Consider the following 13014-nt stretch of genomic DNA (forward strand, 5'->3'; position numbering starts at 1 on the left):
CACCCCGCTGGGCATCGGTCACCGACAACGGCGGAATCTTCGGACCCGGACGACTCATACCGAACTAACGCCAAACCTCAGACTCAGGTCACTAGGCCACTGCACCTCTGTCAGCGGTAACGAGGGAAGCGAGCCGTGTCGACGAGCCAGCGCCCCATGGAGACCTTGTCCCCGAACACGTAGCGCCTGTTGGTGCGGTACTGGGGCTCGCCGCTGAGGGTGTCCGGGTCGGTGTGGACGGAGATCGTGCCATCACGCGGGTCGATGATTGCGTAGGCGGGGACGCCCATGCGCGGGTAGTCGCGGAGCTTGGCCACGTAGTCGTTGCCCGGGTTCGACTTGGAAACCACCTCAACGGCGAGATCGACGGTCGGGGCGAACGCCGCGGCGTCGTCGTCCTGTGCGTCGAACGCTTCCTGCGACATGGCGAGGAGGTCGGCGGTGCGGCACAGTCCCAGGCCAGGGTGCTCGACCCTGGTCTCAGCCATGGTGACTGCCTGCTCGTCCTGGCCTTCGATCTGCACCGTCAGCATGCTCACGATGCGTCCGTGACGGGTGGACGGGCTCATCACGATGACGTTGATCCTCTGGTCTGCGATGTCAGCCCGCACCCTAGTGCCTCGCCGGTCCGCCGTGTCGGTGATCTCGTCAGCGAGGTCTCGAAGCTGGTGGTAGGCCGCTTGAGGGGTCGGCTCGACGGGCTGAGCGGTCAACGGTCTGCCTCCTGGCTCCGAGGGAGGGCGGTCACACCCACATCATGTGTGCGTGTCCAACGTACTGCGATGGCCTAGGCCATCGCAGTACGCGCCCTCAGGGCGACCCCCGAGCCCCCTACGGGGCGCTGACAATCGCGTCCCGCAGTGGCGTCGTCCCACGCACCCGATACTCCTGGATCGACCACCCATTGCCATCCGGATCCGTGAAGTACATGAACGTCCCGCCGTCCTGCGGTGAATGCGCCACCGGCTCCGAGACGTCGAGGCCCCGCGCGGTCAGCTCCGCATACGCGGCCTTCGCGTCGGCGACGCACAGTTGGAGGCCCTGGTAGGAACCCGCGGCCGGGGACGGTCCTGCGATCGTCTCCCAGAGGGTGTCGGCGAGGGCGATGGAACAGCCGGAGCCGGGCGGGGTCAGTTGGACGATGCGCATACCCGCCATGACCTCCGCGTCGATGTCCACATGGAAGCCGAGCTTGTCGCGGTAGAACTCCTTGGCCCGGTCGATGTCACTGACGGGAAGCGGGATCACCTCAAGTGTGTATTCCATGAACCGAGTACATCAGGGAGCCACGGGCTTGTCAGCGCGGAAGCGCCACCGCGTCTGGCTGAACGGTTCGCCCTTGCCGAAGCCGAAGGCTGTGCGAGGGGCCACCTCGAAGACGTACGCGTGGCCGGGGCCGTGGTGGAAGCAGCCGTCCCGCACCTCGTAGTGCCAGAAGCTGCCGTATTTCGCCTCCCATGCCGCGGCCAGGCGCCGCAGTCTGTCCTCGGCGGTGATCCGGACCGCGGGGCCCTCGACGACCAGGTCGTACCCCTTGTCCCAGAGGTTGGTGCCCGTGGTCAGGATGGTCTCGGGGTTCGCGGCCAGGTTCCGTGCCTTGCGCTCCTCGGGGCCCGTGCAGAAGTGCAGGGCGTCGTCCAGCCAGACCGCGGGCAGCGGTGTGACGTGGGGGCGCCCGTCGGGACGTACGGTCGAGATCCAGAACAGCTCGGCCGCCTTGAGCTGACGCACGGCGTCGGGCCACGGGGTCGCCGTCGCCCCGGTGCTGCTGTATCGGGCGTCCAGTTCCGTACGAGGTTCCCTGCGGGGCATGGTCCGCCTCCTGATGCTGCCGTGCGCGTTCCCGTCCATGGTCCTGTCCAAGGACGGACTCCGCGCGCGGGCAGAACTCATCGGTCAGGCCGTAGGCTCGGGCTCGGGCCAGGAGTGATCGAACGGAGGCGCGGGGATGACGGTGCCGCAAGGGCGCAGAAGCAGTACGTTCACGCGGCTGCTGCGCCATGGCTTCACTGATCCGTCCGCCGCCGAGCGGCTGCTCGGCGCCCCGGAGCTGTCGGCGGTGCGGTCCGACCCGGTGCTGCTCGACGCCCTGGGCGCCTCCGCCGACCCCGATCTGGCGCTGCTCGGCCTCGTCCGCCTCGTCGAGGGGCAGCCCGACGACCTCAGCCGCCGGGAGCTGCTCGACACCCTCGTCAGCGCCAAGCCGCTGCGCGACCGGCTGCTCGGCGTGCTCGGCGCATCCGAGGCGCTGGCCGACCACCTGGCCAGGCACCCCCGCGACTGGCACGCTCTCGTCACGTACGAAGCGGTCGACCTGCACCCCGGCATCGAGGAGTTCGAGCGTGGCCTCGCCGACGCCACCGACCCGGTCTCGCTCCGCGTCTCCTACCGCCGCTGCCTGCTCGCCATAGCGGCCCGTGACGTCTGCGGCACGACGGACGTGGCCGAGGCGGCGGCCGAGCTCGCGGACCTGGCGACGGCGACCCTGCGCGCCGCGCTCGCCATGGCCATGACGGAGGCCCCCGCGGACGCCGCGCAGTGCAGGCTCGCGGTCATCGCGATGGGCAAGTGCGGTGGCCACGAGCTGAATTACGTGTCGGACGTGGACGTCATCTTCGTCGCCGAGCCCTCAGGCGGTGCGGGGAGTGTGGGCAGCACGGACGGCGCCGACGAGGGCAAGGCCATCCAGGCGGCCACGCGGCTCGCCTCGCACATGATGCGGATCTGCTCGGAGACCAACGTCGAGGGCACGATCTGGCCGGTCGACGCCAACCTCCGCCCCGAGGGCCGCAACGGCCCCCTCGTACGCACCCTCTCCTCGCACCTCGCCTACTACCAGCGCTGGGCCAAGACCTGGGAGTTCCAGGCGCTGCTCAAGGCCCGCCCGGTGGCCGGCGATCTGGAGCTCGGCGCTGAGTACGTGGCCACGCTCGCGCCCCTCGTCTGGCATGCCGCCGAGCGCGACAACTTCGTACCCGATGTGCAGAAGATGCGCCGCCGGGTGGTGGAGAACATCCCCGCGGGTGTGGTCGACCGTGAGCTGAAGCTGGGCCCCGGCGGGCTGCGGGACGTCGAATTCGCCGTACAGCTCCTGCAATTGGTGCACGGCCGCGGCGATACGTCGATCAGGTGCGGCTCGACGCTCAAGGCCCTGGAGGCGCTCGCGTCCGGTGGCTATGTGGGGCGCGTGGACGCGGTCCAGCTCGACGACGCCTACCGCTTCCTGCGTTCCCTGGAGCACCGCATCCAGCTCTTCAAGATGCGGCGCACCCACCTGATCCCCGAGGACGACGCGGACCTGCGCCGCATCGGCCGCTCCCTGGGGATGCGGACGGAACCGATCACCGAACTGAACCGTGCCTGGAAGCGGCACACATCGGTGGTCCGCCGCCTGCACGAGAAGCTCTTCTACCGCCCGCTCCTCGACGCCGTGGCCCAACTGGCCCCCGTCGAGACGCGGTTGAGCACGGAAGCGGCCCGCGAACGCCTCGTCGCCCTCGGCTATCACGACCCCGCGGCCGCCCTGCGCCACCTGGAGGCGCTGGCATCGGGCGTCACCCGCAAGGCGGCGATCCAGCGCACCCTGCTGCCCGTACTCCTCGGCTGGTTCGCGGACTCGGCGGACCCCGACGCGGGCCTCCTGAACTTCCGCAAGGTGTCGGACGCGCTCGGCAAGACGCCCTGGTATCTGAGGCTCCTGCGCGACGAGGGCGCGGCGGCCGAGAACCTGGCCCGCGTCCTGTCCGCGGGACGCCTGGCCCCCGACCTCCTCCTTCGCGCCCCCGAAGCGGTGGCCCTGCTCGGCGATCAGCGGGGCCTCGAACCGCGCGACTACGCCCACCTGGAGCAGGAGACCCTGGCCGCGGTGGGCCGCGCGGACGGCGCCGAAAAGGCGGTGCGGGCGGCCCGAGGTGTCCGCCGCCGCGAGCTGTTCCGTACGGCGGCGGCGGACATCATCGGCTCGTACGGCACGGAGGAGAGCCCGGCCGAAGCGGATCCAGGCACCCTCGTGGACCAGGTGGGCGACGCGATCTCCGACCTGACCGCGGTGACGATCGCGGGCACGCTGCGGGCGGTCGTCCGGGAGGGTTGGGGCGACACGCTCCCGACCCGTTTCGCGGTGATCGGCATGGGCCGCTTCGGCGGCCACGAACTGGGCTACGGCTCGGACGCCGACGTCCTCTTCGTCCACGAGCCGCGCGAGGGCGTCGGGGACGAGGAGGCGGCGAAGGCGGCGGCCCAGGTCGTGTCGGAGATGCGCAGGCTCCTCCAACTCCCCAGCGCCGACCCGCCGTTGCTGATCGACACGGATCTGCGCCCGGAGGGCAGGTCGGGCCCGCTGGTGCGCACGCTCGGCTCGTACGAGGCCTACTACCGCCGCTGGTCCCTCGTCTGGGAGTCCCAGGCGCTGCTACGGGCCGAACCGGTCGCGGGTGACGCCGAGTTGGGTCGCGCCTTCATCGACCTGGTGGACCCTCTCCGCTACCCGCCGGAGGGCCTCGGCGAGGACGCGGTCCGCGAGATCCGCCGCCTCAAGGCCCGGATGGAGGCGGAACGGCTGCCGCGCGGCGCCGACTCCACCCTCCACGCCAAGCTGGGCCGCGGCGGCCTCTCGGACGTCGAATGGACCGTCCAGCTCATGCAGCTGACCCACGGCTGGGCCGAACCGGGCCTGCGCACGACCCGCACCCGGGAGGCCCTCGCGGCGGCCTGCGCGGCCGAACTGATCCCGACGGAGGACGCGGCGATCCTCGATGAGGCGTGGGTCCTTGCCACACGGGTGCGCAACGCGGTGATGCTGGTGCGCGGCAGGGCGGGCGACACGTTCCCGTCGGACGGCCGCGAACAGGCCGCTGTGGGGCGGTACTTGGGGTACGGCCCCGGGCATGTGGGGGACATGCTGGACGACTACCGGCGGATCACGCGGCGGGCGCGGGCCGTGATGGAGGAGAGGTTCTACGGGGCGTAGAGCCGCTATCCGTCACCGTGCGGCAACAGGCACCGCACCTGCTTGCCGACGGGCGTCCGGGTCACGTCCCACCCCGGGGGTCTGGCGCAAGGCATCGGCCAGCGGGTCACGTTCATCGGTGGCGTGACGAAGTAGCGCTACGTACCGTCCGACGCAAGCATGGCCCGCGCATGGGCCAGGAACCCCGCGAGCGCCAGCTCGAAGGCACGGTCGGCGTGGCCCTCCGGCGCCGCGTCCAGCGCTTGTGCGAGGCGCGGTGTCGACGTCTCGTCCGGCAGCTCCCACATGGCCTCCGGCGCCGCCAGGTCGAGCGCCGAGCCCAGGACCGTGTTCTCCAGGGCGATGATCACCGGCATGACGTCGGCGATGGTGAACCCCGCGTCGATGAGCAGCGTCACCGCGCGTTCGTACTGGTCGAGGACGCGCGGTGCCCGCACCGGTGAGGTCATGAGGAGCGGGATCGCCCTCGGGTGGGCCGCGAACGCCGCGCGGTAGGAGCGGGCCCAGTCGGACAGGGCCTCGTCCCAGGGGTGCCGCGGGTCCAGCGTCCCGGCGTCGATCGCCTCGCTCACCCGCTCCCGCAGCAGTTCCACGATGCCCTCGCGGCCATCCACGTGGTGGTACACCGAGCCGGTCTGCGCGCCGAGGCGCTTGGCGATCTGCGGGATGCTGAAGTCGCCCGTCTCGTCGACCAGGGCGAGCGCGGTCGTGGTGATGCGCTCCCTGTCGAGCAGGGGTGTGCGCGGCCGTCCCATGTTTTCGATCTCCCCGTGAAGCCTTCCCGGATGCCCGTCGATGAGGTTACATTGCGAAAACCGAAAGCCTTTAGGTTTCGGGTTCGCGGCGACCACTCCCCCTGCCGTGCCCCCTGCCCCCGCCTGCCGCAGAAGGGCTTCCCTCCGCATGTCCACCACCGCCCCACGACCAGCCGTCGAGGACGAACCCACCCTCAGGACCGGCTCGCTCGGCACCGCCGAAATCGCCTTCTTCGTCGTCTCGGCCGCCGCCCCGCTCACCGTCATGGCGGGCGTCGCCCCCATCGCCATCTCCCTCGGCGGCATCGGCGCCCCCGTCGGCTATCTGCTCGCCGGGATCACGCTCGCCGTGTTCGCCGTCGGATTCACCGCGATGAGCCGCCACGTCCGCAGCGGCGGCGCCTTCTACGCGTACATCACCCGCGGCCTCGGCCGCCCCGCCGGAATCGCCGCCGCGCTCCTCGCCATGCTGGGCTACAACGGCATGGAGATCGGCGTCTACGGCCTGCTCGGCACCGCCACGCAGGACACCGCGCAGGCCCTGTTCGGCGCGGACATCCCCTGGCTGCCGGTGTCCCTCGCCGGGCTGCTCCTGATCTGGTACGCCGGATACCGGTCGATCGACTTCGGCGCGAAGCTGCTCGGTGTGCTGCTCGTCGCCGAGACCGGGATCCTGGTGCTCCTCGCGGGCGGCGTCCTGATCAAGGGAGGCGGCGGGGGCGGACTGAGCCTGGACGGCTTCGCCCCGGGGAACGTCTTCGTGCCCGGCACGGCCGCCGTACTCGCCTTCGCCTTCGCGGCGTTCACCGGATTCGAGTCGACCGTCATCTACCGGAGAGAAGCGCGCGATCCCGACCGTACGGTGCCGCGCGCGACGTACATCGCGGTGGCGTTCCTGGGGCTCTTCTACGCCTTCGTCGTCTGGACGGTGATTCAGGCCTTCGGCGACGAGGCGGTGGTGAAGGCTGCCGGGTCGGACCCGGCCGGGCTCTTCTTCTCGGCCATCACGACGTATGTCGGGGGATGGGCCGCCGACCTGATGCACGTCCTGATCGTGACGAGTGTGCTGGCCTCGCTGCTCGCGTTCCACAACGCCATCAACCGGTACGGGCTCGGGCTCGCGGAGGAGGGTGTCCTGCCGAAGGCCCTTGGCCGGGTGCACGGGCGACAGAAGTCGCCGTATGTGGCGGGGGCGGCGCAGACCCTGCTGGGGGCGGTGGTGGTGCTCGCCTTCGCGCTGGCGGGCGCGGATCCGTACCAGCAGCTGTTGCTGTGGGTCAACACCCCAGGGATGATCGGGTTGTTGGCGCTTCAGTTGGTCGCGGCGATTGCTGTTCCTTTCTACTTCCGGCGAATAAGCCACCGGGAGGGAGTGCTGCGGACGGTGGTGGCTCCCGTGGTCGCGACGGTGCTGCTGAGCGCGGCGCTTGTCCTGGTCGCCACCCACATCGATGTCTTCACCGGAGCGTCGCCCTTTGTGAACACGATCCTGGTGGGCGTTGCTCCCGCAGTGTTCGTCCTGGGGCTCGTCCTCGCGATGCGGCTGCGTCGGCGCCGTCCTGAGGTGTACGAGGGCTTCGCCGGCGAGCCGAACTGATGCGTCCCCGACCCCTTTCCCAGCCCGTCCGGCGCTTGAGAGCCTGTGTCATATCCCCGGTCGGGCGCGCGGGGATATGACACAGGCTCTGAGGACGAACTCGGCGAAGCCGGTGACCGATAACCCACCCACCCGAACGGAGCCCCCCATGCCCCCCGCAGACCTCATCCTCACCGGCGCCCACATCCGCACCCTCGGCCCCAGCCGGCCGCAGGCCACCGCCCTCGCCGTCCTTGACGGACACATCGCGGCAGTGGGCGACGAGGCCGACGTACGCGACTGGCGCGGCCCCGGTACCGAGCTGCTCGACCTCGGCGGAGCCACCCTCACCCCCGGTCTCGTCGACTCCCACAGCCATCCCGTCATGGGCCTGGACATGGCCACCGGCCAGGACCTCAGCGGCGTACGCGATCTCGACGAGCTCCGTTCCGCCCTGCGCACAGCAGCCCGTGTCGACGGGTGGGTCATCGGCTGGGGGCTCGACCACAACGCCTTCGGCGGGCGGCCGGTCCATCGGGATCTCGTCGAGGACGTCCTCGACGGTGCCCCCGCCTTCATCCGCCTCTACGACGGCCACTCCGCCCTCGTCAGCGCCGCCGCCCTCCGCGCGGCCGGCGTGGCGGGGCCCCGCGAGTTCGTCCAGCGGGCGGAAGTCGTCTGCGACGCCGAGGGGAGCCCCACCGGGCACCTCATCGAGCACGCCGCCATGGACCTCGTCACCCCCGTCCTGCCCAGGCCCTCCCGCGCCGAGCGCCGCACCCGCCTGGTCGAGCTGCTCTCCGCGATGGCGGCCACCGGTCTGACCGGCGCCCATGTCATGGACCTCGGCGGCGATGACGTACCCGGACTGCTCGCAGCGGTCGAGGACGAGACGCACCTCCCCCTGCGGCTGCGGTTCGCCCCCTGGTGTATGCCCGGCATCGACAAGGAGGGGATCGAGGAGCTCGTCGCGTTGCAGGCGATGCGCGGCAGGCACTGGCTCGTCGGCGGCGCCAAGTTCTTCATGGACGGCACCGTCGAGGGCGGCACCGCCTGGCTCGAGCACGCGGACTGTCACGGGCAGGGGACGGACGCCTTCTGGCCGGACCCGGCGGCGTACGCGGATGCCGTACGGCAGCTGCACGCGGCCGGGGTGCGCACGGCGACCCACGCCATCGGGGACGCCGCCGTACGGCACGTGCTCGACACCGTCGCCTCGCTCGGCCCCGGCGGGCGTCTCGTCCACCGGATCGAGCACATCGAGACCGTCCCGGACGACACGATCCCGCGCTTCGCGGAGCTGGGCGTCATCGCCTCCATGCAGCCGCCCCACACGGCCTACACCCGTGCCGACCACACCGACGAGTGGTCCAAGCGGCTCGGCGACGTAAGGGCCGCAAGGGCCTGGCGGACCCGCGAGCTGCGAGACGCCGGAGCCGTCGTGGCGCTGGGCTCCGACTGGCCCATCGCGCACTACGACGCACGTCAGGTGCTGACGACCGCGCGTAAGCCTCAGGGGGCGGCTTCAGCGGGGGAAGGGCTCACCGGGCTCATGGCCCTGGAGGGCTGTACCTCCCACGCCGCGATCGCCGCGGGCGAGGCAGGCGTCGCGGGGCGGATCGCCCCGGGGTTCCGGGCGGACCTCACGGCCTTCGGCCTTGATCCGGTGACCGCCCCCGCCGACGAAGTCGCTCAGGCGCCGATCCGGCTGACCGTGTCCGGAGGACACGTCACCTATCGCCAGCCGTGAGAGGTGCAGCCTCAGCCTTTTTCTCGCCCCGCACTTTCTCGCCCCGCACTGCCACCTCACGCGGCAGCTTGTACGGCATGGACCCGTACCAGGCCCACGCCACCGCGAACCCGAACGCCAGGCAGATCATGCCGCCCACCGCGTCCAGCCAGAAGTGGTTGGCCGTCGCCACGATGACGATGAGGGTCGCGGTGGGGTAGAGCAGGCCGAGCACCTTCACCCACGGGACCGAGGCCAGGGCGAAGATCGTCAGGCCGCACCACAGGGACCAGCCGATGTGCATCGAGGGCATCGCGGCGTACTGGTTCGACATGTGCTTGAGGTCGCCGGAGGCCATGGAGCCCCAGGTCTGGTGGACGAGGACCGTGTCGATGAAGTCATGGCCGTTCATCAGGCGCGGGGGTGCCAGCGGATACAGGTAGTAACCGAGCAGGGCCACCAATGTCGTCGCGAAGAGGGCGAGGCGCGTGGCCGCGTACCGGCCGGGGTGGCAACGGAACAGCCACACCAGGACACCCAGAGTCACCACGAAGTGCAGCGTCGCGTAGTAGTAATTCATGCCGACGATGAGCCATGTCACCGAGTTCACCGCGTGGTTGACACTCTGCTCCACGGCGATACCGAGGTGCTGCTCCGCTTTCCAGAGCCAGTCGGCGTTGTGCAGGGCCTGCGACTTCTGTTCCGGCACGGCGTTGCGGATCATGGAGTACGTCCAGTAACTCACCGCGATCAGCAGGATCTCGAACCAGAGGCGAGGGCGTCGGGGCGTACGCATACGGCGCAGGAACCTCCGCCCATTGCGGTCGTCCCGCTCGCCCGCGACGGGTGGCGCTGTGGTGGTCCCCTGCTGGCCCTGCCGGCCTTCCAGTGTCGTCACCGTCATCTCACCCATAGGCACAGAGTCTGCCAGATACCCACCCCTCGACCGATCATCCCAAGGTCTGGTTCAGGTCGCATTCTCTACGTCCTGCGAACGACTGCGACCCCCAGGGGATGAAGCAGTTGAACCCCGAACCACCAGCTCCGGCATGAAGACGAATTCGCTGTGCGGGGCGGGCGTGCCACCGATTTCCTCGAGGAGCGTGCGCACCGCCGCCTGCCCCATCGCAGGCACGGGCTTACGCACCGTGGTCAGGGGCGGGTCGGTGAACGCGATCAGTGGCGAGTCGTCGAAACCGACCACCGAGATGTCGTCCGGGACCTCGAAACCGCGTTGCCGCGCCGCCCGTATCGCCCCCAGCGCCATCATGTCGCTCGCGCACACGACGGCCGTGCAGCCGCGGTCCATCAGCGCGGACGCCGCGGCCTGCCCGCCTTCCAGCGTGTACAGCGAGTGCCGGACCAGATCCGACTCGATCTCCTCGGGGGTGAGTGCGAGCTGGTCCTGCATCGTGCGTACGAAACCCTCGATCTTCCGCTGTACGGGTACGAATCGCCTCGGCCCGAGGGCGAGGCCGATGCGTGTATGACCCAGGGAGATGAGGTGGGTGACCGCGAGGCGCATCGCCGCGCGGTCGTCCGGTGAGATGAAGGGCGCCTGCACCTTGGGGGAGAAGCCGTCGACGAGCACGAACGGCACGCCCTGCGCACGCAGCTGTTCGTAGCGCTGCATGTCGGCCGAGGTGTCCGCGTGCAGACCCGAGACGAAGATGATGCCGGAGACGCCGCGGTCCACCAGCATCTCCGTCAGCTCGTCCTCCGTCGAACCGCCCGGCGTCTGCGTGGCGAGGACCGGCGTATACCCCTGCCGGGTCAGGGCCTGCCCGATGACCTGGGCGAGCGCGGGGAATATCGGGTTCTCCAGCTCCGGCGTGATCAGCCCGATCAGGCCCGCGCTGATCCGGCGGAGCCGCACCGGCCGTTCGTAGCCGAGCACATCGAGTGCGGCAAGCACGGATTGACGGGTGGCCCCGGCGACGCCCGGTTTGCCGTTGAGCACCCGGCTGACCGTCGCCTCGCTGACCCCCGCCTGTACTGCGATGTCTGCCAGCCGCGCGGTCACAGGATTGGACTGTACCGGTCACATCTCAGGCTGCCCACCAGACCGTTGAAATCTCAGGCCGCCCACCAGACCGTTGCATCCGCCGGGATGCTGACCTGACCGGCGGCCCCTACGGATTCCGCGCTCGACAGAAGCACCGTGCCCGGAGCAGCGATCGTGACCGGCTCGGCGGTGAGGTTCACCGTGCAGACGACCGTGCCCCGAGCCGTCGTGCGGCGGAAGGACAGGACGCCATCCGGGGCGTCGAGCCACTCCACGTCGCGGCCCGCCCCGAGGGCCGGGTGCTCGCGGCGCACGGCGAGCGCGCTGCGGTAGAACTCCAGGGTGGACGCGGGGTCGCCCTCCTGGGCCCGGACCGAGAACCTCTTCCAGGAGGCCGGCTGCGGCAGCCAGCTCGGGCCGCCGTCCGCCGGGCCGAAGCCGAACGGCGCCTGCTCCCCGGACCACGGCAGCGGCACCCTGCATCCGTCCCGTGTCCCGTCCTGCCCCGCGCTGCGGAAGAACGCCGGGTCCTGGCGCACCTCGTCCGGCAGCTCGGTCACCTCGGGCAGGCCGAGCTCCTCGCCCTGGTAGATGTACGCAGAGCCCGGCAGCGCGAGCATCAGGAGCGTGGCGGCCTTCGCCCTGCGCAGGCCCCGCGCCTCGTCCCCCTCGGAGAAGCGGGTGGAGTGGCGTACGACGTCGTGGTTGGAGAGCACCCAGGTGGCGGGTGCTGCCACGGAGTTCATCGCGTCGAGGGAGCGGTCGATGACGGCTCGCAGTTCCGCCGCGTCCCAACCGGTCGTCAGATACTCGAAGTTGAAGGCCTGGTGCAGCTCGTCGGGCCGCAGGTACAGCGCGCTGCGCTCCACCGTCGGTGTCCACGCCTCGGCGACGGCGATCCGCTCACCGGCGTACTCCTCGAGGATCCGCCGCCAGCTGCGGTAGATCTCGTGCACGCCGTCCTGGTCGAAGTAGGGGACGGCCTGGCTGCCGAGCAGCTTCACCTGCTCCTCGTGGCCGATGTCGGGCAGGCCCGCCGCCTTGACCAGGCCGTGCGCCACGTCGATGCGGAAGCCGTCGATGCCGAGGTCGAGCCAGAAGCGCAGGATGGAGTGGAACTCGTCGTGCACCGCGCGGTGTTCCCAGTTGAAGTCGGGCTGCTCGGGCGCGAAGAGATGGAGGTACCAGTCGCCGTCCGCCACCCGCGTCCAGGCCGGACCGCCGAAGACGGACTCCCAGTCGTTGGGCGGCAGTTGGCCGTCTTCACCCTTGCCGGGACGGAAGTGGAAGCGTTCCCGCAGCGGCGAATCCCTGCCGTCGCGCAGCGCCTGCTTGAACCACTCGTGCTGCTCCGAGCAGTGGTTGGGCACCACGTCGACGATCACCCGCAGGCCGAGCGCGTGCGCTTCCCGTACGAGAGCGTCGGCGTCCGGCATGGCGCCGAACATGGGGTCCACCGTGCGGTAGTCGGCCACGTCGTACCCGGCGTCGGCCTGTGGCGATGTGTAGAAGGGGGAGAGCCAGACCGCGTCCACGCCGAGCCGCTTCAGGTAGGGGAGGCGGGCCGTGACACCCGGCAGATCGCCCATGCCGTCGCCGTTCCCGTCGGCGAAGCTGCGCGGATAGACCTGGTAGATGACGGCGTCGCGCCACCACTCCCGGTGCGCGATGGTGTTGGAGGTGTCGGGGGTGTGAGCGGTGGTGACGTGCTGGGGCATCGAGGTCCCTTGGGGAGTGGGGGGCGGAGTGCGGAGTAGGTAGTCGGATACTCCGGTGAACGCCCCACGGAAGACGAAGGTCACCGGACGGCGTACCGCGATCTGCTGATGTCCCGTGCGACGGACCCCGCATCCGCCCTCCGTACAGCGAATGGGAACAGCAGGTCACAGCGGCGGCGGGCGCGGATCTTACCGTCAAGCAAGCTGTCTACGAAGGGGGTTCGGGGACCTCTACCGATCCGGGGCGCACTGTCGCAGTCTC

General features: G+C 70.3%; 10 protein-coding genes. 3 read left to right on the forward strand and 7 right to left on the reverse strand.

Annotated elements, in window-relative coordinates; all coding sequences use genetic code 11:
* Window positions 1–110 precede the first annotated feature (110 nt).
* The 3 genes from ACGFSB_RS13690 to ACGFSB_RS13700 all read right to left on the reverse strand — a co-directional run bounded on the left by ACGFSB_RS13690 (window position 111) and on the right by ACGFSB_RS13700 (window position 1812).
* The gene (locus tag ACGFSB_RS13690; RefSeq protein ID WP_393398098.1) at window positions 111–713 is read right to left on the reverse strand and encodes a Uma2 family endonuclease; all 603 of its coding nucleotides are present in this window, start codon (window positions 711–713) and stop codon (window positions 111–113) included.
* A gap of 118 nt (window positions 714–831) precedes the next feature.
* The gene (locus tag ACGFSB_RS13695) at window positions 832–1266 is read right to left on the reverse strand and encodes a VOC family protein (RefSeq protein WP_393398099.1); all 435 of its coding nucleotides are present in this window, start codon (window positions 1264–1266) and stop codon (window positions 832–834) included.
* A 12-nt stretch (window positions 1267–1278) separates the two neighbouring features.
* Window positions 1279–1812, reverse strand: a complete 534-nt coding sequence (locus tag ACGFSB_RS13700; protein ID WP_393398100.1) for a pyridoxamine 5'-phosphate oxidase family protein — start codon at window positions 1810–1812, stop codon at window positions 1279–1281.
* A gap of 136 nt (window positions 1813–1948) precedes the next feature.
* Here ACGFSB_RS13700 and ACGFSB_RS13705 point away from each other — a divergent pair, with 136 nt between their 5' ends.
* On the forward strand, window positions 1949–4969 hold the full coding sequence (locus tag ACGFSB_RS13705) for a bifunctional [glutamine synthetase] adenylyltransferase/[glutamine synthetase]-adenylyl-L-tyrosine phosphorylase (RefSeq protein ID WP_393398102.1): 3021 nt from the start codon (window positions 1949–1951) through the stop codon (window positions 4967–4969).
* Between the two features lie 137 nt (window positions 4970–5106).
* On the opposite strand, the gene ACGFSB_RS13710 is transcribed toward ACGFSB_RS13705, so the two are convergent.
* Window positions 5107–5724 (reverse strand): TetR/AcrR family transcriptional regulator, encoded by a 618-nt coding sequence (locus ACGFSB_RS13710; RefSeq protein WP_393398104.1) that lies wholly within the window; start codon window positions 5722–5724, stop codon window positions 5107–5109.
* 148 nt (window positions 5725–5872) lie between these two features.
* On the opposite strand from ACGFSB_RS13710, the gene ACGFSB_RS13715 reads away from it, so the two are divergent.
* Together ACGFSB_RS13715 and ACGFSB_RS13720 are read left to right on the forward strand one after the other, a co-directional pair.
* Entirely contained in the window at window positions 5873–7321 is a 1449-nt protein-coding gene (locus ACGFSB_RS13715; protein ID WP_393398106.1) for an APC family permease, read from the forward strand.
* A 148-nt stretch (window positions 7322–7469) separates the two neighbouring features.
* On the forward strand, window positions 7470–9050 hold the full coding sequence (locus ACGFSB_RS13720; RefSeq protein WP_393398108.1) for an amidohydrolase: 1581 nt from the start codon (window positions 7470–7472) through the stop codon (window positions 9048–9050).
* Here ACGFSB_RS13720 and ACGFSB_RS13725 read toward each other — a convergent pair.
* Genes ACGFSB_RS13725 through ACGFSB_RS13735 form a run of 3 tightly spaced genes read right to left on the reverse strand, consistent with a single transcriptional unit; the run spans window position 9031 to window position 12752 of the window.
* Window positions 9031–9942, reverse strand: coding sequence for a phosphatase PAP2 family protein (locus tag ACGFSB_RS13725; protein ID WP_393398110.1), 912 nt, complete (start codon window positions 9940–9942; stop codon window positions 9031–9033). The two genes, ACGFSB_RS13720 and ACGFSB_RS13725, sit on opposite strands and share 20 nt — an antisense overlap.
* 54 nt (window positions 9943–9996) lie before the next feature.
* Window positions 9997–11052 (reverse strand): LacI family DNA-binding transcriptional regulator, encoded by a 1056-nt coding sequence (locus ACGFSB_RS13730; protein ID WP_393398112.1) that lies wholly within the window; start codon window positions 11050–11052, stop codon window positions 9997–9999.
* 53 nt (window positions 11053–11105) lie between these two features.
* Window positions 11106–12752 (reverse strand): glycoside hydrolase family 13 protein, encoded by a 1647-nt coding sequence (locus ACGFSB_RS13735; RefSeq protein ID WP_393398114.1) that lies wholly within the window; start codon window positions 12750–12752, stop codon window positions 11106–11108.
* Window positions 12753–13014: the final 262 nt, after the last annotated feature.

It is taken from the genome of Streptomyces sp. NPDC048441, assembly GCF_043200235.1.
In the GTDB taxonomy this organism is placed as follows: Bacteria; Actinomycetota; Actinomycetes; order Streptomycetales; family Streptomycetaceae; genus Streptomyces.

Coding starts and splice junctions, on each gene's coding strand:
- ACGFSB_RS13695 (WP_393398099.1), bottom strand. CDS start 1,266: ATGGAATACACACTTGAGGTGATCCCGCTTCCCGTCAGTGACATCGAC.
- ACGFSB_RS13700 (WP_393398100.1), bottom strand. CDS start 1,812: ATGCCCCGCAGGGAACCTCGTACGGAACTGGACGCCCGATACAGCAGC.
- ACGFSB_RS13705 (WP_393398102.1), top strand. CDS start 1,949: ATGACGGTGCCGCAAGGGCGCAGAAGCAGTACGTTCACGCGGCTGCTG.
- ACGFSB_RS13710 (WP_393398104.1), bottom strand. CDS start 5,724: ATGGGACGGCCGCGCACACCCCTGCTCGACAGGGAGCGCATCACCACG.
- ACGFSB_RS13715 (WP_393398106.1), top strand. CDS start 5,873: ATGTCCACCACCGCCCCACGACCAGCCGTCGAGGACGAACCCACCCTC.
- ACGFSB_RS13720 (WP_393398108.1), top strand. CDS start 7,470: ATGCCCCCCGCAGACCTCATCCTCACCGGCGCCCACATCCGCACCCTC.
- ACGFSB_RS13725 (WP_393398110.1), bottom strand. CDS start 9,942: ATGGGTGAGATGACGGTGACGACACTGGAAGGCCGGCAGGGCCAGCAG.
- ACGFSB_RS13735 (WP_393398114.1), bottom strand. CDS start 12,752: ATGCCCCAGCACGTCACCACCGCTCACACCCCCGACACCTCCAACACC.